Annotated in this window: 19 protein-coding genes; 9 read left to right on the top strand and 10 right to left on the bottom strand. The window is 66.8% G+C overall.

Features of this window, described 5'->3' with window-relative positions:
• Nucleotides 1-16 precede the first annotated feature (16 nt).
• From map to ACE039_RS09730, 6 genes are all read right to left on the bottom strand, one after another.
• A complete protein-coding gene (gene map / locus ACE039_RS09755; RefSeq protein WP_105556734.1) occupies nucleotides 17-808 on the bottom strand; it encodes a type I methionyl aminopeptidase in 792 nt (263 codons plus the stop codon).
• Nucleotides 809-1,054 (bottom strand): ParD-like family protein, encoded by a 246-nt coding sequence (locus ACE039_RS09750; RefSeq protein ID WP_105556735.1) that lies wholly within the window; start codon nucleotides 1,052-1,054, stop codon nucleotides 809-811.
• A gap of 100 nt (nucleotides 1,055-1,154) precedes the next feature.
• The gene (locus ACE039_RS09745) at nucleotides 1,155-1,889 is read right to left on the bottom strand and encodes a DUF2894 domain-containing protein (protein ID WP_485822243.1); all 735 of its coding nucleotides are present in this window, start codon (nucleotides 1,887-1,889) and stop codon (nucleotides 1,155-1,157) included.
• A complete protein-coding gene (locus tag ACE039_RS09740; protein ID WP_485822242.1) occupies nucleotides 1,861-2,511 on the bottom strand; it encodes an OmpA family protein in 651 nt (216 codons plus the stop codon). Before ACE039_RS09740 ends, ACE039_RS09745 begins: the two co-directional genes overlap by 29 nt.
• The gene (locus ACE039_RS09735) at nucleotides 2,508-6,110 is read right to left on the bottom strand and encodes a DUF802 domain-containing protein (protein ID WP_485822241.1); all 3,603 of its coding nucleotides are present in this window, start codon (nucleotides 6,108-6,110) and stop codon (nucleotides 2,508-2,510) included. Before ACE039_RS09735 ends, ACE039_RS09740 begins: the two co-directional genes overlap by 4 nt.
• Before the next feature lie 10 nt (nucleotides 6,111-6,120).
• A complete protein-coding gene (locus tag ACE039_RS09730; RefSeq protein ID WP_485822240.1) occupies nucleotides 6,121-6,858 on the bottom strand; it encodes a DUF3348 domain-containing protein in 738 nt (245 codons plus the stop codon).
• A 202-nt stretch (nucleotides 6,859-7,060) separates the two neighbouring features.
• Here ACE039_RS09730 and ACE039_RS09725 point away from each other — a divergent pair, with 202 nt between their 5' ends.
• From ACE039_RS09725 to ACE039_RS09715, 3 genes are all read left to right on the top strand, one after another.
• Nucleotides 7,061-8,290, top strand: coding sequence for a helix-turn-helix domain-containing protein (locus ACE039_RS09725; RefSeq protein WP_485822239.1), 1,230 nt, complete (start codon nucleotides 7,061-7,063; stop codon nucleotides 8,288-8,290).
• Between the two features lie 31 nt (nucleotides 8,291-8,321).
• A complete protein-coding gene (locus ACE039_RS09720; protein WP_485822238.1) occupies nucleotides 8,322-8,954 on the top strand; it encodes a Vgb family protein in 633 nt (210 codons plus the stop codon).
• Between the two features lie 72 nt (nucleotides 8,955-9,026).
• A complete protein-coding gene (locus ACE039_RS09715; RefSeq protein WP_146121019.1) occupies nucleotides 9,027-9,398 on the top strand; it encodes a hypothetical protein in 372 nt (123 codons plus the stop codon).
• A gap of 50 nt (nucleotides 9,399-9,448) precedes the next feature.
• Here the strand turns inward: ACE039_RS09715 and ACE039_RS09710 are convergent, their stop codons facing one another.
• Nucleotides 9,449-11,137, bottom strand: a complete 1,689-nt coding sequence (locus ACE039_RS09710; RefSeq protein WP_485822237.1) for a M24 family metallopeptidase — start codon at nucleotides 11,135-11,137, stop codon at nucleotides 9,449-9,451.
• Nucleotides 11,138-11,226: 89 nt separating this feature from the next.
• Here ACE039_RS09710 and pdxR point away from each other — a divergent pair, with 89 nt between their 5' ends.
• From pdxR to ACE039_RS09690, 4 genes are all read left to right on the top strand, one after another.
• Complete coding sequence (gene pdxR / locus ACE039_RS09705) at nucleotides 11,227-12,726, top strand: MocR-like pyridoxine biosynthesis transcription factor PdxR (protein ID WP_485822236.1); 1,500 nt, start codon at nucleotides 11,227-11,229, stop codon at nucleotides 12,724-12,726.
• Between the two features lie 205 nt (nucleotides 12,727-12,931).
• On the top strand, nucleotides 12,932-14,056 hold the full coding sequence (locus ACE039_RS09700) for a TRAP transporter substrate-binding protein (protein ID WP_105556745.1): 1,125 nt from the start codon (nucleotides 12,932-12,934) through the stop codon (nucleotides 14,054-14,056).
• Between the two features lie 90 nt (nucleotides 14,057-14,146).
• On the top strand, nucleotides 14,147-14,770 hold the full coding sequence (locus ACE039_RS09695; protein WP_448710414.1) for a TRAP transporter small permease subunit: 624 nt from the start codon (nucleotides 14,147-14,149) through the stop codon (nucleotides 14,768-14,770).
• Nucleotides 14,770-16,731 (top strand): TRAP transporter large permease, encoded by a 1,962-nt coding sequence (locus tag ACE039_RS09690; protein WP_485822235.1) that lies wholly within the window; start codon nucleotides 14,770-14,772, stop codon nucleotides 16,729-16,731. The genes ACE039_RS09695 and ACE039_RS09690 overlap by 1 nt, the downstream gene beginning before the upstream one ends.
• Before the next feature lie 6 nt (nucleotides 16,732-16,737).
• Here the strand turns inward: ACE039_RS09690 and ACE039_RS09685 are convergent, their stop codons facing one another.
• Nucleotides 16,738-18,006: a hypothetical protein gene (locus tag ACE039_RS09685; RefSeq protein WP_485822234.1), complete on the bottom strand. Its 1,269-nt coding sequence runs from the start codon at nucleotides 18,004-18,006 to the stop codon at nucleotides 16,738-16,740.
• A 7-nt stretch (nucleotides 18,007-18,013) separates the two neighbouring features.
• Nucleotides 18,014-18,511 carry a DUF6882 domain-containing protein gene (locus ACE039_RS09680; protein ID WP_485822233.1) on the bottom strand — a complete coding sequence of 166 codons (498 nt, stop codon included), beginning with the start codon at nucleotides 18,509-18,511 and terminating at the stop codon, nucleotides 18,014-18,016.
• Between the two features lie 209 nt (nucleotides 18,512-18,720).
• Between ACE039_RS09680 and ACE039_RS09675 the strand changes: the two genes are divergently transcribed.
• Both ACE039_RS09675 and ACE039_RS09670 read left to right on the top strand, forming a co-directional pair.
• Entirely contained in the window at nucleotides 18,721-19,233 is a 513-nt protein-coding gene (locus tag ACE039_RS09675; RefSeq protein ID WP_485822232.1) for a MarR family winged helix-turn-helix transcriptional regulator, read from the top strand.
• On the top strand, nucleotides 19,230-20,015 hold the full coding sequence (locus ACE039_RS09670; protein WP_485822231.1) for a DNA alkylation repair protein: 786 nt from the start codon (nucleotides 19,230-19,232) through the stop codon (nucleotides 20,013-20,015). The genes ACE039_RS09675 and ACE039_RS09670 overlap by 4 nt, the downstream gene beginning before the upstream one ends.
• A gap of 11 nt (nucleotides 20,016-20,026) precedes the next feature.
• On the opposite strand, the gene ACE039_RS09665 is transcribed toward ACE039_RS09670, so the two are convergent.
• Nucleotides 20,027-20,640: SDR family oxidoreductase (locus ACE039_RS09665; RefSeq protein WP_485822230.1), on the bottom strand; the 614-nt coding region annotated here is incomplete at its 5' end.

Below are 20,640 nucleotides of genomic sequence, written 5' to 3'. Positions count from 1 at the left end.
CCGCCGCGCTGGACGGTCAGGGAATCGGCGGATAGTCGCCGTAGCCGTCCGGCCAGGGGGTCAGCACCTCGTACCCGGTTTCGGTCACGACGACCATGTGCTCCCATTGGGCCGACAACGAGCGGTCTTTGGTGACCACCGTCCAACCGTCGGGCAACTGCTTGGTCGCGGGTTTGCCGGCATTGATCATGGGCTCGATGGTGAACATCATGCCGGGTTGCAACACCAGGCCTTCGCCGGGGCGACCGTAGTGCAGCACTTGCGGCTCGTCGTGATAGATCTGGCCGATGCCGTGGCCACAATATTCGCGCACGATGCTGAAATGCTCGCGATGCGCGACCGTCTGGATGGCATGGCCGATATCGCCCAGCGTGGCGCCGGGCTTGACCGCCATGATGCCCGCGCGCGTGGCTTCGTAGGTGGTGTTGACCAGGCGGCGCGCCAGGGGGCTGGGCTGTCCCACGTAATACATGCGGCTGGTGTCGCCGAACCACCCGTCCTTGATGACGGCCACGTCGATGTTCAGGATGTCGCCGTTCTTCAGCACCTTGGCTGACGGGATGCCGTGGCAGATCACATGGTTGACCGACGCGCAGATCGTCTTGGGAAAGCCGTGATAGCCGACGTTGGCCGGAATCGCTTTCAGCACGTTCACGATGTACTCGTTGCAGATGCGGTCCAGGTCATCGGTGGTGACGCCAGGGCGCACGTGTTCGCCGATCATGTGCAGCACTTCGGCCGCCATGGCGCCCGCCTTGCGGGCCATTTCGATATCGGCGGCGGATTTGATGGAAACCTTCTTCGCCATTTACGCGGCCTCCTGCTGGGCAGCGTCGGGTAAGCGCCGAGACAGCGACGCAATGGTGAAGCCTTCGCCCTGTTCGATGCGGATCAGCAATTGGCAGATATCCGCGTGGCGCAGTTCGGGATAGAGTTCGGACAGCATGCCGATGCGCATCCAGTGTTCGGCCTGGGAATTGATCGAGCGGCTGAGGGCGCCGCTGGCGACGCGCAGATTCTCATGCATCTGCTCGGAGATTTTGACGAGACCCATGGTGGGAATGATCCGTATATGGTTTGTATATGGATCATATCTTACTGCGAGGCCGAAGAGCATGCAAATCGGCGGCCAACGGGACGGCCGTGGTCCGCTCTTAGCGTGTCTTGGCGCGTGTCGGTTTTTTGGCCGGCGCCGCCTTGGCCGTGCCTGTCTTTGCAGTTGCCGACTTGCCGGCGCCCGCGCGGGCGGTCTCTTTCGGCGCCGTGGCCGTGGCCGCGTGAAGCTGCTCCATCCACATCAGCGCGTCCGTATACGACAGGAACTGCTGCAGATAGCCCGGCGACAGCTCTCGCATCAACGACAGCGCGCGGTGCACCAGTTGATTGGAATTGAGCGGGCCGGCGTTCTTGTGCACCTGTTCCTGCGACTGACGCACCTGGCGGTCTGCGCTGACCCGTGACCAGACGCCGCGGAAATAATCCAGCATCTGCACGTCGGGATAGGTGGCCCGCAGGCCCAGCGTGTCGCGCGTCCAGCCGCTGACGCCGCCGGGCGGATCCGGGTCGGCCAGGTAATCGATCAGGCCGGCTAGGGCGCCGGCGCTGCGGGCGGCCTCCGAGGCGCCGGCATCGGCGGCCGCGGAATCGGCCGGGGAATCGGCCGCCAGCCGGCCTTCATAAGCATGCAGCAAATCGGCCAGCCTTGCGTCCAGCAACTGCCGCGCCAGGCCGTCCATCGCCGCCGCGCGCCGGGCCATGGCGTCCAGGAACCGGAAGCGCACCGGGTCGACGCGGTCGGCCCCGCTGTCGCGCCAGGCGTCCAGCGTAGCCTGCGCGTCGCGCGCGCCGCCAAAGCTGCCGTCACTGCCCACGCGGCTTTTCCGGGTCATTGGACGGCTTGGGAATCGGCGTGATCTCCACACGGCGGTTCTTGGCGCGTCCCGCTTCGTCGGCGTTCGACGCCACCGGCTGTTCGGAGCCGAATGCGGCCGCGAAGACGGCGGAGGCGGGCACGCCTTCGTCGATCAGCGCCCGGGTGACCGTCAGGGCGCGTTGCGCCGACAGGTCCCAGTTGTCCGCGAAGCGGCGGTTGCCTTCGCGCACCTGCTGGTCATCGGTATAGCCGCTGACCATCAGGATTTCGTCGTGCGTCTTCAGATAGGCGGACAGCGGCTCGATCAGGGTTTTCAGGACGTCGCGGCCTTCGGGCTGCAATTGGTCGGAATTCAACGCGAACAGCACGCTGCCGCTGATGCCGATGCGCCCGTTGATCAGCGTGACGCGGCCGGCCGCCAGCGGGCCCGCCAGCGCCTGCTCCAGCGTTTCTCGCCGTTGCGTTTCTTCCTGGCGCTGCTTGACCTCTTCTTCCAGCTGTGTCGACAGTTGCAGCTGCACGCCGATCACGCTGACCAGGATCAGCACGAAGGCGCCCAGCAGCACCGACATCAGGTCGCCGAAGACGGCCCAAACCGGTGCGGTTGCCTCGACGCCGCCATCGATGTCCTCGCTCATGCGGCTTCGGCTCCGGCGGTGGCGCGCTGGATCGCCAGTTGCTGCAGATTTTCGATGATCTGCTTTTGCGACATCAGGCTCAGGTCGACCACTTCACGGGCCTGCGCCACGTAGTAGGACAGTTGTTCATCGCCGCGCGCGATGGACTTGTCCAGCGCCGCTTCGATGCGTTGCAGGTGGGCGACGAGCTTGTCGTTCGACTCGCCGAACAGCTGCACCGCGACGCCGAACGATTCACCCAGGCTGGCCACTTCCACGGCGCTGCGGGTGACGTGGGCGGCGACGTCCGTGAGCTTGCCGGTTTCGGCTTCGACCCGGTCGGTGAACTGCGTGCCGACGCGTTCCAGCAGTTCGGCCGACGAAGCGACCAACGCGTCCACGGCCGTGCGTTGCTCGGCCGCTGTGTGGTTCACGGCGGTCAGCAACGTGTCCAGCGTGTCGAGCAGGCGGTTGCGTTCTTCCAGCATGTCGTTGTCGCGCACCATGCTGTCGGACAGCTTCTGGCGCAGCTCGCCGATGACCTCGGCAGCCGCCTTCGGGGCCTCGGACGCGGCTTGCACCAGGCGGCCGATCTCGGCGATGGTGTCGCTGGCGTGCGCTTGCGTCTGCGAGGTGATGTCGTGGGCGGTCTGGGCCAGCGTGTCGCAGATCTGCTGCTGTTGGCTCGCGGTGGCGGCGCCGGCCTGTTCCCATTCCTGGCGCAGCGCATCGGCCATGCCGGCCAGCTTGTCGGTCCAGGCGGCCAGGCGCGCGTCGTCGCTGGATGCCAGCGCGGCTTGCAGGCCGGTGTGCGATTGGTCCAACGCTTGCAGCAGCGACGCCGAGTGTTGCTCGAACGCGGCGGCGGCAGTTTCCAGCGCTTGGCGGTTGCCGGCGGCCAATTGCTCGCCGACCTGTTCCTGGCGCGTCTGCGCATCGGTCCAGGCCTGCGTGACATGGCTTGCCGCCGTTTCCAGGCGGGCGGATACGTCTTGCAGCAGGCCGGCCTGCGCCTGGGTCTGCGCGGTGATGTCACGGGTGGCCTGGGTCAGCGTGTCACTGAGCGCCTGTTGGCGGTCGGCGGCTTGCACGCCGGCCAGTTCCCATTCCTGGCCCAGCGCATCGGCCATTGCGGCCAGCTTGCCGGTCCAGGCGGACAAGCGTTCTTCGTCCTTCGCGGCCAACGCGGCTTGCAGGTCCGCATGCGATTGGTCCAGCGTGCGCAGCAGCGCGGCCGAGTGCTCGCCGAAGGCGGCGGCGGCGCTGGACAGGGCGTGCTGGTTGTCCGCAGCCAGCTTTTCGCCGACCTGTTCCTGGCGCGTTTGCGCGTCGGTCCATGCCTGCGTGACCTCGCGCGCGGCCGACTCAAGGCGGGCCGATACGGTTTCCAGCAGACGGGCTTGCGCCTCGTTTCGGGTGGCGACGTCTTGGGCGGTCAGGGCCAGCGTGTCGCTGATTTCCTGTTGGCGGACGGCGGTATGGTCGCCGGCCGCCTTCCATTCCTGGCCCAGCGCCGCGGCCATCGTGGCGAGCGTGCCGGTCCAGGCGGTCAGGCGTTGTTCGTCCTTCGCGGCCAGCGCGGCTTGCAGGTCGGCATGTGACTGATCCAACGTGCGCAAGAGCGACGTTGCGTGCTGCTCGAAGGCCGCCGCGGCAGTGGTGAGGGCCTGCTGGTTGTCGGCCGCCAGCTTTTCGCTGACCTGTTCCTGGCGGGACAACGCGGTGTTCCATTGGTCGGACACGCGGGTGGCCGCCGTTTCCAGGCGGGTGGACACGCTTTCAAGCAGCAGAGCCTGGGCTTCGGTCTGGGACGTGACATCGCGGGCAGTGCGGGCAAGCGCATCCGACCAGGCGGCCAGGCGTTCGTGGTCCTTGGCAGCCAGGGCGGCCTGCAGGTCGGCGTGCGATTGCTCCAGGGTGCGCAGCAGCGACGCCGAATGCTGCTCGAACGCGGCGGCGGCGGTCGTCAGGGCTTGCTGGTTGTCCGTGGCGAGTTTTTCGCCGACCTGTTCCTGGCGGGAAAGCGCGGCTTCCCAGCGGTGGGACACGTTGTTCGCGGCGGCTTCCATGCGCGCCGACACGCCTTCCAGCAGGCTGGCTTGCGTGGCGGCCTGAGCGTTGATGTCGCGCACGGCCTGCGCCAGCGCGTCGCTGATGGCCTGCTGGCGGTCGGCGGCTTGCGCGCCGGACTGCTGCCATTCCTGGCGCAGGGTGGCGCCCATCGCGCCCAGCGTTTCGGTCCATGCGGCCAGGCGTTGCTGGTCGCGCGATGCCAGCTCGGATTGCAGCAGCGAGTGCGATTGGTTCAAGGTGCGCAGCAGCGAGGCGGAGTGCTGCTCGAAACTGGCGGCGGCTGCGGTCAGGGCTTGCAGGTTGTCGCCCGCCAGCTTTTCACTGACCCGCTCTTGCCGCGACAGCGCGGACGCCCAGGCGTCGGACATGTCGCCCGACGAGGCTTCCAGCCGCGCGGAGACGCCGTCCAGCAGGGCGGACGAGCGTTGTTCAAAGGTCTGCGCAAAGCGGTCCAGCGACGCGCGAAGGTCCTGGGCCAGCGTCTCGCTTGCGCGCTGCTGACCGGCCAGGGCCTGGCTCCAGATGTCGGCAACGGTGGCGGTGGATGCCTGGAAACCCGAGGTCAGGCTGGCCAACTGCTGCTGCACGGCCTGAGTGACCGTGTCTTGCAGGCTGGCGGTTTCGCGTGACAGGCTTTCCATCGTGGCCTGCACCACGGGCTGCAAGGCCACGCCGGCGGAGCGCGCGCTTTCCGCCACGCCTTCCTTCATGGACTGTTCCATCACGGCGGCCAACCGGGCGTACGCCGCTTCGGCCTTGCCCTGGAACACGTCCTGGCTGGCCAGTTGCCGCTCGTTGATGGCGTGCGTCTGCTTTTCCATGTTTTGCATCAGGGATTGCAACCGATCGACCAGCGTGGGCATGGCGTCGGCCTGCCGTTGCATCACTTCGGCCTGCCGTTGCAGCAGCTTGAAGGATTCTTCGCGCTGATAGCTTTGCGAGTACACCCGCAGCGTGGTTGCGATCTTCGTGTCCAGCAGTTGCGCGGCCTGCACGCGTTCGCGGCGGCACAGCGCGGCCAGCAGGCCCAGCATGGCGGAGGTCGCTACGCCGGCGATGGACGTGCCGAACGCGAAACCCAGTCCCTTGACCGGCGCGGCCAACGACGCGCGGATGGCGCCCAGGTCGGTGGCGCTTTCCAGCGCCATGCCGGTGCCGCGCAGGGTCACGACCATGCCCAGGAACGTGCCCAGCATGCCCAGCAATACCAACAGGCCCACCAGATAAGGCGTGAGCGCCGGACCAGGCAGGCCGACTCGCTCGCCTTCCACCCGCAGCCGCGCGGCGTTGCGCAGGCTGGGATGCAACTGATCCAGCCAGGAGCCCAGGCTGGCCGGCGCTTCCGACAGGCCGGTGGCCGATCGCGTCAGGCTGGCGGTGGCTTGCTGGTAGCGCAGCAGCTCCAGCGTGCCCGCCAGATAGCAGACGCCGATCAGTAGCGTCACGGCCAGCGCCAGCGGGTTGGTGCCCGCATAGCCCGCGCCGATCCAGCCCACGACGGCCAGACCGGCCAGGAAAACCACGAAATTGATCAGATACTTGGACATAGTGTCCCGGTTAGCTGGCGCGAAGGGCGGCAAGCAGCCCCTCGACCGGTTGTAAACGAACATCCAATTCGGCAAGCAGGACGCTCCGCATATCCTTGCGGAACACGTCCAGCCATGCGCCGGGTGTTATCGGCGCGTCCGTGGCTTCGGCGGCGTCCGCCGCTTCGGCCAAGCGCAGCCGTTCAAAATGGCCGGCAAGCAGCTTCGGGATGACGCCCAACAGGGCGCGCTCCTTGGGCAGCAGGGCGCGGTCCATGATGGCATCCACCACCGCCAGACGCGTCATCTCGCCGTTTTTGGCCGCGACCATCCCGCGCAGGCGACTACGCAGATTGCCCACGCTGGTCTCCATCGTGTGCTGCAACGACTGATAACGCTGCCGGAAATTCGAGTAATCCGCTTCGGCTTCCGCGATGGCCGCAGGCTTTTTGGCCGAGGCTTGTCCGGGAAGAGGCCGTTTGGCGGCCGTGGCCGCCGTGTCGCTGGCAATGGCGTCCGCCAGCGTGGTCCGGACGCGCTGGCACTCGCGTTCCTCGGCACTGCTGAACGTCCGCGCGCCGGGAGCGATCACCGGCGGGCGGGTATTCAAGGCCGCGGACAGCGCGATCGCGTCCGTCCAGCCGAGCCATTGGCTCAGATGGTCAGAAAGCGATTGCCTGGATTCCGGAACGTCGACATCCGTCAGGCGAGTCAGCAAGCGAATGAGCGTCGGGCCGCTTAAACCTGTGCGCTGTGGGGCTTGCAACATACCACCAGAGTCAAAAAGGGGGGAGTTTACACGGTGGCGCGAGGGGAAAGGGGGCGCGGCGGCAGGCGCCCGTTAAGAAACGGGGTCGCATCATCGCCAGGGTGCAACAGTGTGACGGGTCGGGCGGGCGCCGGCGAGGCCCGCGGTGGTAGATTAGTTTCCAGGCCCGGGCCAGCAGGAGCGAGCGCATGGCGGCATCCCGATGGATATTCTGATCTTGAACGCGTCACGCGCGTTGGCGGCGGGTGATCCGATCAGCGCGCTGAACCACGTTGCGTTGCGCGATGACGCGCCGGCACTGGCGTTGCGCGGGATCGCGATGGCGCAACTGGGGGATTTTGCACGGGCCAAGGCGCTATTGCGCCGCGCGACGAAAGCCTTCGGCGCGCAGGACGTCATCGCCCGCGCCCGCTGCGTGGTGGCCGAGGCCGAGGTGGCGCTGGCCTCGCGCGACCTGGCCTGGCCCGAAAAGTCGTTGGCCGCCGCCCGCGCGACGCTGCTGGCGCAGGGCGACACGGTCAATGCCGCGCATGCCGCGCAGCTTCAGGCGCGTCGGCAACTGCTGGTCGGACGGCCCGATGACGCCGGCCAGATCTTGGACGGCGTGGATGCGACGGGCCTGCCTGCGGCATCACGGGCAATCCATGAATTGATCCGGGCCGGCATTGCGTTGCGCCGGGTCCAGGCGTCGGCCGCAAGCGTGGCATTGGCGCGTGCCGCGGGCGCGGCGCGGCAGGCTGGCATTCCGGCGTTATTGGCGGAAGTGGACCAGACGTTCCGGGCGTTGCATGCACCGGCCGGCCGCCGGGTGTCGCAGGGCGGGGTCCACGACATGCCGCTGGGCGAGGTCGAAGCGCTGATGGCGTCAGCGGCGTTCATCATCGACGCGTGCCGCAACGTCTTGCGGCGCGAGGGCAAAATGGTGTCGCTGGCCAGCCGCCCCGTTCTGTTCGCGCTGGCGCGGATGCTGGCCGAGGCATGGCCGCGGGATGTGTCGCGCGAACTGCTGATCGCCCAGGCCTTTCGGACCGGCTTCCAGGACGAGTCACACCGTGTACGCCTGCGCGTGGAAATCGGGCGTTTGCGCGCGGCGATGCGCCCCTTGGCCGGCGTCCATGCGACGAAGCACGGCTTTGTCTTGCGGCCGGAGGGCGCGCCCGAGGTGGTCGTGCTGGCCCGCCCGGTGGATGTGGCGGACCGCGATCAGGCCGCCGTGCTGGCCTGTTTGGCCGATGGGCTGGCGTGGTCGAGTTCCGCCTTGGCGCTGGCGCTGGGGGCCAGCCAGCGCACGGTGCAGCGGGCGCTGGATGCGTTGGCGGCGGCCGGGCAGGCGCAGCCGTTGGGGCACGGGCGGGCGCGCCGCTGGATGACGCCGCCGGTGCCGGGTTTCACGACAAGCTTGTTACTCCCTGCGTTGTTGTCCGATCAGTAGCATGAAGTCTCCTACTAACCAGGATGCAATCATGAAACGAACCCAAGCCCAGATCCTCCGTGAATACGGCCCGTTCCCCGGCGTCGACAACGTGCACGGCGTCACGTTCGATGGCGATCAGGTGTGGATGGCCGTGGGAGAAAAACTTGTCTCGCTGGATCCCGCCACCGGCGTCACGGCGCGCGCGCTGGACGTCGCGGCCAGCGCCGGCACGGCCTTCGACGGCAAGCACCTCTATCAAATCGCCGACGGGCGCATTCAAAAGCTGGACCCCAAGAGCGGCCGCGTGCTGGCGACGATCCCGGCCCCGGGCGGTGGCGGCGATTCCGGCATGGCCTGGGCCGAAGGCTCGCTGTGGGTGGGCCAGTACCCGCAGCGCAAGATCCATCAGGTGGATCCCGAGACCGGCCGCGTGCTGCGCACGATTGATTCGGACCGCTTTGTCACTGGCGTCACGTGGGTGGACGGCCAGCTTTGGCACGGCACCTGGGAGAACGACGCGAGCGAACTGCGGCGCCTGGAGCCCGCGACGGGCGACGTCCTGGAAAGCGTCGAGATGCCTGCGGGGATGGGCGTGTCGGGCCTGGAGTCGGATGGGGCGGACCGCTTTTTTTGCGGTGGCGGCAATAGCGGCAAGGTCAGGGCGGTGCGGCGGCCCGGGTAGAATCGAGAGGGATCAGGGGTTTGTTTTAGCAGGCCCCAAGGGCCTGGCCCTGGACCTCTCACTGGGAAACGCATGAAGCTTGCTCCATTTGGCATTTTCGGAATGGCCGTCATCGGCTTTGCGGCGCACGCCGAGCCGCTGGTCATCCCGACACCGGAGCAGGCGCACGCCGCCGTGGTCACGCTGCTGGGCGACGATCTGCCCGGCATGAAGCAGTCTCAACTGGCCATCGGCACCTGCCTGCCCGCGCCCAATCCGTCGCACAAGGGGCGCGTGTCCTGCACCACGATGCTGCTGATGCCGGCGGGCCGCTCGGAAGCGCCGATGGATTTCTACCAGGACGGCGGCAAGTGGGTGGCGTCGCCGCCCACCAACCTGACATTGCCGTTTCCCGACCCCAAGCTGGCAAACCAGCATTGGGTGGAAGGCCAGGCCAAGCCGTAGCGCCACGCTCGTGCGGCCACGGGCCATGCGCGCGCAGCCGGCCTGGCCGTTCAGGCCGTGAGCGGACGCAGCAGCACATCCTCGTAGAACGCGCCGAAGGGCAAGCGCAGGTCGCGCACCTGGATTTCCAGCACCCAGATGCCGTCGCCGGGCACGAAATCGGCATTCGCCAACCGGTGCTTGCCGTATAGCGCATGCGGAAAATCCGACACCCGGTGCCCCGCGATATCGTGCACCAGCGCGCAGCCGTATTCGTGGGCGTAGACATCGGCCAGGTCATATAGCGCTTGCCCGGTCAGACCGTCCAGCCAGGCCAGGCGCGCGCGCTGGAAGACGTCGCGGGCCGCTTGGGCGCAGCGCTGCCGGTCGGCGTCGGCCCCGGTGACGAAGGTGTCGCCGTAGTCGCCTTCGTAGCCGTCCCAGACGGGGCCGATGTCCACGACGAAGATGTCGTCTTCGCCCAGCGTGCGGCGGCGGTCGGTGGGCTGCACGGCAGGCGACTGCGAGTCGGCGCCGAACCTCACGTAGGTGGGATGCCAGTTGTGCGACGCGCCCATGCGGCGCAAATGCTGGTCGGCCAAGGCGATGGCATCGCCGGTGGTGATGCCGGGCGTTATCAGGGCGGCAATCTCGTGCACGGCCGCCATCGAACGCTGGCGGGCCTGCAGGATGCCGTTCAGCGTGAATCTTTCGCCGACGCGTTCCCAAGGGTGCGGCGGCTGGCGCGGCGTCTGGCTCGGGCGAGAGTCGTCGGCAGGCAAGAACGCTTCGGAATGGAATCGACCTTCCGGCAGGCCCGCCGCGCGCAACCGTGCCTGCGCTGCCCGGACCATGGCGCCATTGCCGCAGGCGTAGACCATCGTGCGTGCCCAGTCATGCCCGGCTTGCGCCGCAACGTCCTGCACATGGCGGCCGGGGGCTTGGGCGGTGACGGGATGCCACCGCAACACGCCGTCTTTTCCTTGCAGCGCATCCAGCAGGCCGCTGGCGTAGCAATCCTCGGGCTTGCGTCCGCCCCAATAGAGCGTCACGCTTTGCAGGCTTCGGCTGTCCAGGGCGGCCATCAGGATCGGGAACACGCCCGCAAAGCCCGTGCCGGTTGCCAGCAGCACCAGATGGTCGATGCCGGCGGGTGACGTGGCGGGCCAGACGCAGGCGCCGTGCGGCCCGTCCAGCGACAAGGCGTCGCCGGGCATCAGCGCAGGCAGGATCTGACCGGTGAACGTGCCGGCGGGGGTGCGCCGGATGTGGAACGCCAGCCGTTGCGGGCCGGCGGCGCCGGGCACATTCGCAATCGAAAAGCAGCGGTGGCTGCCGTCCGCAAGGTGCACGCGCACATGCTGCCCGGGCTGGTAGTCAAAGGGCTCGACGCCCTGGATGTCGAGGATCAGTTCGGTCACCGCCGGCGTCAAGGGCCGGCGCGAGACCACGCTTGCGTGCCGGCGCCGCGGCGTGCTGGCGGGGGCGGTCCAATGCGGAAAGCGCAGCGTCATGTCGCTGGCCGCGCGGCATTGGCACATCAGCAATTCATCGGCTGCCGGCACATAGGAAGACTCGTTTGGCGGGGCGATGCGCGTGTAGCGTCCCGCCAGCACCTGCGCCCGGCAAGCGCCGCACTCTCCGCGCTGACAGGAAAACGGGACCGGCGCGCCGACGGCCAGCGCGGCATCCAGGAGGGGCGTCTGGCCGTCGGTGGCGAATTGGCCGGAAGGCAGAGAGATCTTGTAGGACGGGGGCATGGCGGGTCCGGGGTGGAGGGTGGCAAAGAGAAATCCAGACCTGAATTTATCGATAGAATGGCTTATCCAATAGGGCGATATTCGTAAAAATGAACAAGCCACTTTCAAGCCGGAAGAAATTGGAATCCAGCCTGGACTTGCCGCAAGAGTCGCCTCGCGAGGGCGAATCGAAGCAATCTTGGGTGTATCGGCAGATTCAGGAGCGGATCTTGAAAGGGGCGTTGGCCTCTGGCGCGCGGCTGCCGTCCACGCGCAGCCTGTCGCAGCGTTGGCGCGTGTCGCGCTCGACCGTCGAGGCGGCCTACGACCAACTGCGCGGTGAAGGCTATACGACAGGCGCCGTCGGCTCCGGCACCTATGTGTCGGCGATCATCCCGGACAACTTCTTCCGCCGAGGCTTGCCGGGCGATGCCGGCGGCCATGCCGCGTCGGAGTCCAAGCGACCCGCGCAGCCCGTGTGCGCCGATACCTCACAGGCTGCGCCCGGGCCCGAACCGCTCTTTGCCGCCCGAACCGCCGACGCGTCGCTGTTTCCCATGGCCACATGGCGCAAGGGCTTGATGACCAGCGCGCAGCGCGTGACGCCAGACCAGTTGGCCAACGAAGAATCGCAAGGCTGGCTGCCGTTGCGCGAACAGATCGCGCGCTATCTGGGCACGGCCCGCGGCATCTCGTGCCACGCGGACCAGGTCGTTATTCTGACCGGCATCCGGGACGGGCTGGACCTGAGCGCGCGCATTCTGCTGTCGCGGCAGGACAAGGTGCTGGTGGAAGACCCGGGCTATTTGAACGCCATGCCGCTGTTCAGCCAGTTCACCTCGCGAGTCGTTCCCATCGCCATCGACGAACACGGCTTTTCGGTGGCGCGCGCGCGTCGTCACCGCGGCGTGAAGCTGGTGCATGTCACGCCCGCGCATCAGTCGCCCACGGGGGTCACGATGCCGGTCTCGCGCCGCCTGGAACTGCTGGCGTGGGCAAAACAAGCGGATTGCTGGATCATCGAGGACGATTACGACAGCGAATTCAACTACGACAGCGCGCCGCTGGCGGCGTTGAAAAGCCTGGATACGGCGGACCGGGTCATCCATTGCGGCAGCTTCAACAAGACGATGTTCAATGCGCTGCGGATCGGGTATGCGGTGGTGCCGAAACGATGGGTCTCGGCATTTTCCCGGGCACGCCACACCACGGGGCGGTCCAACAGCATGATCGAACAGATGACGCTGGCGGGCTTTCTGGAAGACGGCAGCTTTGCGCGCCACGTCCGCAAGGCGCGGGCGGTGTATGCCCAACGGCGCGACGTGGTGATGCGGTTGCTGGCGCAGGCGGCGGGCGGTGAACCCGTGCGAACCAGCGGCGAGCACGCCGGGTTTCATCTGGTGTGGTGGCTGCCGCCTGGGCAGGATGCGCACGCGTTGCGGGACCGGGCGCGGGAAAGGGGCCTGGCGTTGCAGCCGGTCGCGGACTATTGCCGGCGCGTGGACCTGCCTGCGGGCCTGGTGATTGGCTACAGCGGGCTGGACGAACCGGAAATCATCCGCCAAGGCGAATTGCTTCAGTCATTGCTGGCGCGCGCCACGGCCGGGTAGACCAAAGGCCTAATCCGGCGGTCTAGGGTAATTCCTGACAACAAGCTGATTGTCAGCGCTTAGGCGGAAAGGTCTAATCAGCTCAAAGTTGCAAAGCGGTCGCAGTCCCGGCACCGGGAAGCTCGCAGCAGGCGTTTCTCTCGTGTCCATGCAGGTGCAGTCACTACAAGCTGTTCCATGTAGTCCACCAAGGAGACAACAAGCCATGCAACAACCCACGAAACCCCGCCGCAAGTTCATTTCCGGCGCTGCCGCCGCGGGCGCCGCCGCATTGGGATTTCCCGCCGTTACCCGGGCGCAGAACGCGCCTGTTTCCCTCAGGTTCCAAAGCACGTGGCCCGCCACGGACATCTTCCACGAGTTCGCGCGTGACTATGCCCAGAAGGTCAACGACATGGCCGGCGGCCAGTTGAAGATCGAAGTGCTGCCTGCCGGCGCGGTCGTGAAGGCGTTCGATCTGCTGGACGCCGTGTCGGCCGGCACGCTGGACGGCGGCCACGGGGTGGTGGCCTACTGGTACGGAAAGAACACGGCCGTGGCGCTGTGGGGATCGGGGCCTTCCTTCGGCATGGATGCCAATATGCTGCTGGCGTGGCACGAATACGGCGGTGGCAAGGAACTGCTGGTCGAGATCCAGAAGGCGATGGGCGTGAACGTGGTGTCGCTGATGTATGGGCCGATGCCGACTCAACCCTTTGGCTGGTTCAAGCGGCCCGTGACCAAGGTCGAGGACGTGAAGGGCGTGAAGTTCCGCACCGTGGGGCTGGCAATCGACATGTACACGGCCATGGGTGCGGCGGTGAACGCCTTGCCAGGCGGCGAGATCGTGCCGGCGCTTGACCGCGGCCTGCTGGATGGCGCCGAGTTCAACAACGCATCGTCCGACCTTGCGCTGGGTTTCCAGGACGTGTCCAAGATCTGCATGCTGCAGAGCTTCCACCAGAGCGCCGAGCAATTCGAAGTGCTGTTCAACAAGGGCAAGTACGACTCCTTGCCGCCGCACTTGAAGCACGTCCTGAGCTACGCGGCCCAGGCCTGCAGCGCGGACATGTCGTGGAAAGCGGCCAACCGCTATTCGCAGGACTACATCAAGCTGCAGAAGGACCACAACGTCAAGTTCTACAAGACGCCTGACGCGATCCTGCAGGCGCAGTTGAAGATCTGGGACGAGATGATCGCCAAACGGTCGGCCGAGAATCCGCTGTTCAAGAAGGTGCTGGACTCGCAGCGCGCATTCGCCGAACGGGTGGGGCGTTGGCATGGGGACGTGTCGGTGAACTACCGCATGGCCTACAACCACTACTTCTCGCGCAGCACCAAACCGGCCTGACGCCCGTCTGTCTGGCCGCCCGCAGGGTCCTCCCGGGCCAAGCGGGCGGCGTGTGCGCCTTAGCGCCATGCGTCTTGTCCTGGGTGCCCGATGATCCGACTCATACGCTTGATTGACCGCATTTCCACTTTCGTCGGGCAGACGTTCGCCTGGTTGATCGTCGTGCTGGCCCTGCATGTGTGCTGGGAAGTGGCGGCGCGCTATGTGTGGAACCAGCCCAGCGCCTGGGCGTTCGATATGCAGATGATGTATTACGGCATCTTGTTCATGATGGCCGGGGCGTACACGTTGGCCAAGAACGGGCACGTGCGCGGCGACATCCTCTATGGCTTTCTGCCGCCGCGAGTGCAGGCGGGCCTGGACCTGACCCTGTTCATCGTGTTCTTTTTCCCTGGCGTCATCGCGCTGGTGTGGGCGGGCTGGTACTACGCCAGCTACTCCATCGCCATCGGCGAACATTCGTCGCTGATGGCCGACGGACCGCCCATCTATCCCTTCAAGGCATTCATTCCCGTGGCCGGCGCCGTCCTGTTGCTGCAGGGCGTGGCCGAAGTGCTGCGCTGCGTGCTGTGCCTGCGGCACGGCGCCTGGCCGTCGCGCGAAGAGGACGTCGAGGAAGTCGACGTGGACAAGCTAAAGAAGATGGTCCACGTGAAGGACGAAGACATCGCCCAATTGGACCGCTACGTGACGACGCCCCGGGAGCCGCACTGATGAAAATCCACAAGGCGTTGTGGTTTGGCCTGTCGTGCATCGGAATCGTGCTGCTGATGATCGCTTTCCTGACCCCGTGGGGCGATCTCACCACGGGGCACATCGGCCTGTTGATGCTGGCGCTGATCGTGGTGGCGATCATGCTGGGGTTTCCGACGGCGTTCACGCTGATGGGCATGGGGGTGCTATTCACCTTCCTGGCGTACTACATGCAGAGCGCGGACGCGGGGCGGTCCATCGGTCAGACGCTGGACCTGATGGTGCAGCGCACGTATGCCACGATGACCAACGATTCCCTGATCTCGATCCCGCTGTTCGTCTTCATGGGGTATCTGGTCGAACGGGCCAACCTGATCGAAAAACTGTTCCGGTCGATGCATCTGGCGCTGGCGCGCCTGCCCGGCGCGCTGGCGGTGGCCACGCTGGCCACCTGCGCGATCTTCGCCACGGCGACCGGCATCGTCGGGGCGGTGGTGACGCTGATGGGACTGCTGGCGATGCCCGCGATGCTGAAGGCGGGCTACAGCGTGCGGCTGACGGCGGGCGCGATCACGGCGGGCGGCTGCCTGGGCATCCTGCTGCCGCCGTCGGTGATGTTGATCGTCTATGGCGCGACGACGGGCGTGTCGGTGGTGCAACTGTATGCGGGCGCGCTGTTTCCGGGGATCATGCTGGCGGGGCTATACATGCTCTACGTGATCCTGGTGGCCAAGCTGCGCCCCGACATGGCGCCGCCGTTGCCGGTGGGCGAGCGCGGCGTGCCGCTGCCGCCGGAGACCCGGGCGCTGGCCGCGGCGGGCTACACGCGGGCGTTGTCGGGCATGGTGGCCGCCCTGTTCAAGGGCCGCCGCAACCGTGATGTGTCTGCTGGCTTCCTGTTGCGCAACATGGCGACGGCGCTTGCGCCGCTGGCCGTGACGCTGCTACTGGTGGCGGTGGTGCACCATGGCGTGACACGGCCGCAGGTGGAATACGAGATCCCTGCGGAACTGCGCCTTGGGTCGGGCGGTTTCGATACGGGCGGGGGCTTGAGCGAGCCGGACGCCGGTGGCCTGGCGGAGCCGCCCTCGGGCGAATTGGCCGAACCGCCGTCTTCGGACGCCGGGGCAACGGGCCTGTCCGAACCGCCGGGCACCCCGGAGGCATCGGGCCCGGCCCCTGGCGCCGCCGTTGCTGTCCCGCCTGCTGCCGCCGCTGCCGAATCCGTCCCGACCCCAAACGGGTTCTGGATATTCGTCGCGGTGTGCGCGGTGATGCTGGTGGTGTTCTATGCGGCGCTGACCTGGGCGCGGCTGGAAATCTTCAAGATGCTGATGTCGTCGTTCTTTCCGCTGGCGGTCATGATCGCGGCGGTGCTGGGGTCCATCGCCTTTGGCCTGGCCACGCCCAGCGAGGCGGCGGCCATGGGCGCCATGGGCGGGGCGCTGCTGGCGCTGGCGTATCGGCGCCTGAATCTGCCGGTACTGCGGGAATCGGTGTTCCTGACCGCCAAGACCAGCGCGATGGTGTGTTGGCTTTTCGTGGGGTCGTCGATCTTCTCGGCCGCATTCGCCTTGCTGGGAGGCCAGCGCATCATCGAAGACTGGGTGCTGTCGCTGGGCCTCACGCCCATCCAGTTCCTGTTGTTGGCGCAGGCCATCATCTTTCTGTTGGGCTGGCCGCTGGAATGGACCGAGATCATCGTGATCTTCATGCCGATCTTCGTGCCGCTCTTGAACGCGTTCGGCATCGACCCGCTGTTTTTCGGCCTGCTGGTGGCGCTGAACCTGCAAACCGCGTTCCTGTCGCCGCCCGTGGCCATGTCCGCGTTCTACCTGAAAGGCGTGTCGCCGCCGCATGTGACCCTGAACCAGATCTTCCTGGGCATGATGCCGTTCATGGGGATCCAGGTGGTGGCCATCTTCCTGCTCTACATGTTCCCGGGGATCGGGATGTGGCTGCCGACGGTGCTGTATCGGTAGGTTCCGTTACTCGGTGACCAGGTACGCCTGGCCGCCCGGTGTCAGATAAGGCGCCAGGTCCTTGAACGGCACGGTCGCATGCGTGCCCAGGCAGACGCCCATCGCATGGCCGATGCCGGAAATCGACAAGGTCAGCACCCCGGGCGATTCCGTGCCCAGGGCCAGATAGCTGGGCCACACGTCCGAGCAGCTTTCCAGGGAATCGTCTTCCGTGGCGCCCTTGGTATTCGCGGCGGGCAGCGGCGCGCGGGCTTTTTCCATCAACGCCAGCAGGGTGGGGCTTTCCTTGCGCCAGCCGTCTGCGCCGGGCACGTAGGCGTCAAAGATGCGGTTCCAGTCCAGGTATTCGCCACGCAGCAGGTCGAAGGTGTAGGGCTCGAAATGGTTGTCGGGATGCGCGCCACCGCAGTACAGGCTGCCGGATTCCGTCACCGTCATCAACGCCTTGGACAGCCATTGGACGGTAACGGCTTCATCGTCGTAGCTGCCCAGCGTGCCGGCCGCCGGGTTGCCGTCGGTGTAGGCCGATGCCATGCAGGCCAGCGCCGCCAGGTTCATTTGCCAGTGGCGCTGTTCAAGCAGTCCGTTCACGCGGTCGAGGACTTGCGGGTCGGGGTGCCGGCTTAGCCGCGGGTAGGTGAATTTCGTCCGCGGGTCGCGCCACATTCGGTAGGCGACTGCGCCATCGCCACTGTCTTTTCCGACAGGCACGGCATGGCCGGCGAGTTTCAAGGTTTCGTAGGGGGCCGTGCGGTCATTGATGCCGACATTCGCGTCGATGCCGCTGCCCACGCCGCCGCTGATCGCCGTGGTGACGGCCTGCACGCTGCCGGGCGCGGACGCGTCGGGATCGTATTCGGCCACGCGGCGCAAGGTGAAGCTGCGCTGCTTGCCGGTGCGGGCGTCGGTCCAACGGCCTTGGTAGCCGCCGGCGTCGCGTTTGCCCTGCCAGGTGGCGGCGGCAATCGCAGCCGGTTCGTCCGACTCCGGGTCTGTGCCGGCGTCGGCCAACGCCTGGAAGGTCTTCGGTTCAATCAGCGCCTGCGGCGTGCCTTTCAGCGGAATGTCGACACCGTGCTTCGGATAGAAGTAGCGGCCGGTCAGCATGCCGTTGTCCGCCGGCTTGCTGTCCAGTTCCATCACCACATCGCCCGCGCCTTGCAGCGTTCCCGTGTAGACGACGCGCGGGGCCGCATGGGCCGGGTTGCCGGCATGCGCAAGAAGCGCCAACGCCATCGCGGCAAGAGGCGAACGGGGCAGATGGAAACGGATCATGGCGCGGTCAGCCTTGGGATTGGCCTGATGCGGCGGACAACGTGACTTGCCCGAATGTCATCCATACCTGCGCGGTCTCGGACGCCTGAGCCCGATACGTGCCGCTGGCGTCGCCCAGGCGCATCGCCACGGCCGCGAATTCCCAGGCTTGGGCGTCGTCGCATTGGACTTTGCGGTGGGTATAGGCGGCAAGACCGTGCGCGCGTCCGAACGCCAGCGCCAGTTGCGCGTGTTCGGACAGTTCGGCGGGCACGGAGGGATGGTCCCAGCCCCACAGAAAGCTGCCGTCGGCGCTGTTGGACGTGCCGATGATCTGCACCGGCGCCGTCGCGGTGATGCCGCCGGGCAGTTGGAAGACGATGCTGGCGCTATCCATGTCCACCGACCATTGCTCGGCGTCGTCCAGATGCCAGGTGGCGCAATGCGCGCTGGTGGCGGCACGCATGCCCTCCACACTTTGGGCGATGAAGGCTTGGACGTCGAAGGGCTGGGCGGTGTCGGACATGCGGGTCGGTTCCGTGAAAGGAGAAGGGGTCAGAATGATAGGGCAGATCCGCCGGCGGGGCGGGGCATGGGCGGAACGGATGGTGAGCGACTGCCGATGATACCGGTACGTGCTGCGGTTTGCGTTTTAATAATTAGGCGCCTTACTATATGCCAATGAACCCAGGAAAAGAAAGATCGGCCATGCCCGACGTCATGCGAACACCGCCCATGCTTGAACCTAAACACCACGCGCTGCTCGACGAAGCGGCGCGGCGCGGGTTGGCCTCGGCCGACGACATCGGCCTGTGTTTCCAATTGCTGTCGCTGGCCAACGCCATCGACCGCGATTGCGCGGCCCGCCTGGCGCCGAAGCAGTTGTCGGAAGGGAAGTTCGTGGTGCTGTTCCTGCTGCACGAGCAGGCCGGAGGACTGTCGCCGCATCAGCTTGCGGACGGGGCGGGCGTGACGCGCGCGACCATCACCGGCCTGGTCGCCGGACTGGAGCGCGACGGCTTTGTGCGGCGCGAACCCGGCCGCGGGGATCGCCGCATGGTCCTGGTAACGCTGACCGCCAAGGGCAAGTCGGCGGCAGCCAAGCTGTTCAAGGAGCATACGGACTGGATCGGTTCGTTGTTTGGCGGGCTGGACGCGGCCGACAAGGCGCAGCTGAGCGACCTGTTGGCGCGGGTGTGGCATGGCACCGACACCGGCCGCGCGGCGTTTAGGAAGGGGGCGCAATGACCCGGACCGCATCGCCCGCCGCGACAGCCGCTGGTCGGGGCGTCAAGGACATCGGGCAAGCCAGGCTGGCGCAGTTGAACGCGGGGGCGCCCGCCACCACGCTGACCGAATGCCTGGCGGTGGACTTTGCGGCGTTGATGCAGGCGGTAGTCCCGCAAGTGGGCGCCGACGCCATCGCGCAGATGCGCGCGCAGGCAGCCACCGGCATTTCCAAACGCATGGTGGCGGCCGCCCGCATCCTGAGCGCCCACCTGGGCCGGGATGCCGACGCGACATTGATGGCGCACGGCTCCGACACCGTGCGCGGCTGGGCCTGCTTCGTGGTGGGCGCGCAGCCGGACCTGCCATTGCAAGCGCGGCTGGACCGTATCCGCCCCTTGGCCGACGACGCCCATTTCGGCGTGCGCGAGTGGGCGTGGCTGGCGGTGCGGCCGCGTTTGGCCGACGAACTGGAAGCGTCGGTGCAAGCGTTACGGCCCTGGACGCGGGATCCCTCCGAGCGCGTGCGCCGCTTCGCCAGCGAATCGCTACGTCCGCGCGGGGTCTGGTGCGCCCATATCGCGGCGTTGAAGTCGGACCCGGCTATTGCGTTGCCGCTACTGGATCCGTTGCGCGCCGATCCGGCGGCCTATGTGCAGGATTCGGTGGCCAACTGGTTGAACGACGCCAGCAAGGATCAGCCGGCATGGGTGCGCGCCGTGTGCGCGCGCTGGCTGGCCGCTGAAACTTCCGCCGCGACCGAACGCATCTGCAAGCGCGCATTGCGTTCGATCGGGGCCTAGCCGCATCGTCGTCAGAGCTGGCTCATTCCGCCGTCCACGACGATCTCGGTGCCGACGATAAAGGCGGATTCCGGCGCGGCCAGGTGCAGCACGGTGGCCGCCAGTTCTTGCGGTGTGCCGAAGCGGCCCAGCGGGACCTGCGCCTGGATGCCCGCCGCGGTCTTTTCCAGGGTCTCGGCGTCCAGGCCGAGTTTGTCGTAGATCGGGGTCGAGATCGGGCCCGGGCTGACCACATTCACGCGGATGCCGCGCGGCAGCAATTCGGCCGACAAGGTCTTGGCCAATGAGATCAGCGCGGCCTTGCTGGCGGAGTAGATTGACGACGCCGGCATGCCGATGTGGGCGTTGATCGATCCGTTCAGCACGATAGAGGCGCCCGGGTTCAACAGCGGGACCAATGCCTGCAACTGGAAGAACACGCCTTTGATGTTGGTATTGAAGGTTTGGTCCCAAAGATCCTCGGTGGCCTCGGCCAGGGTGGCGAACTTGGCAATGCCGGCATTTATGAAGACCGCGTCCAAGCGGATGCCCGCGGTTTGTAGCGCGCCGGCCAAGCCCGCAGCCGCGCCCGCTGCGCCGGCTGTGTTCTGGATGGCCACGGCGCGCGCGCCCAGGGTGGCGCGGG

The organism is Achromobacter maghribensis (assembly GCF_057334215.1).
The sequence above is the reverse complement of the archived record's forward strand: the minus strand, read 5'-3'. Positions and strand labels throughout refer to the sequence as shown.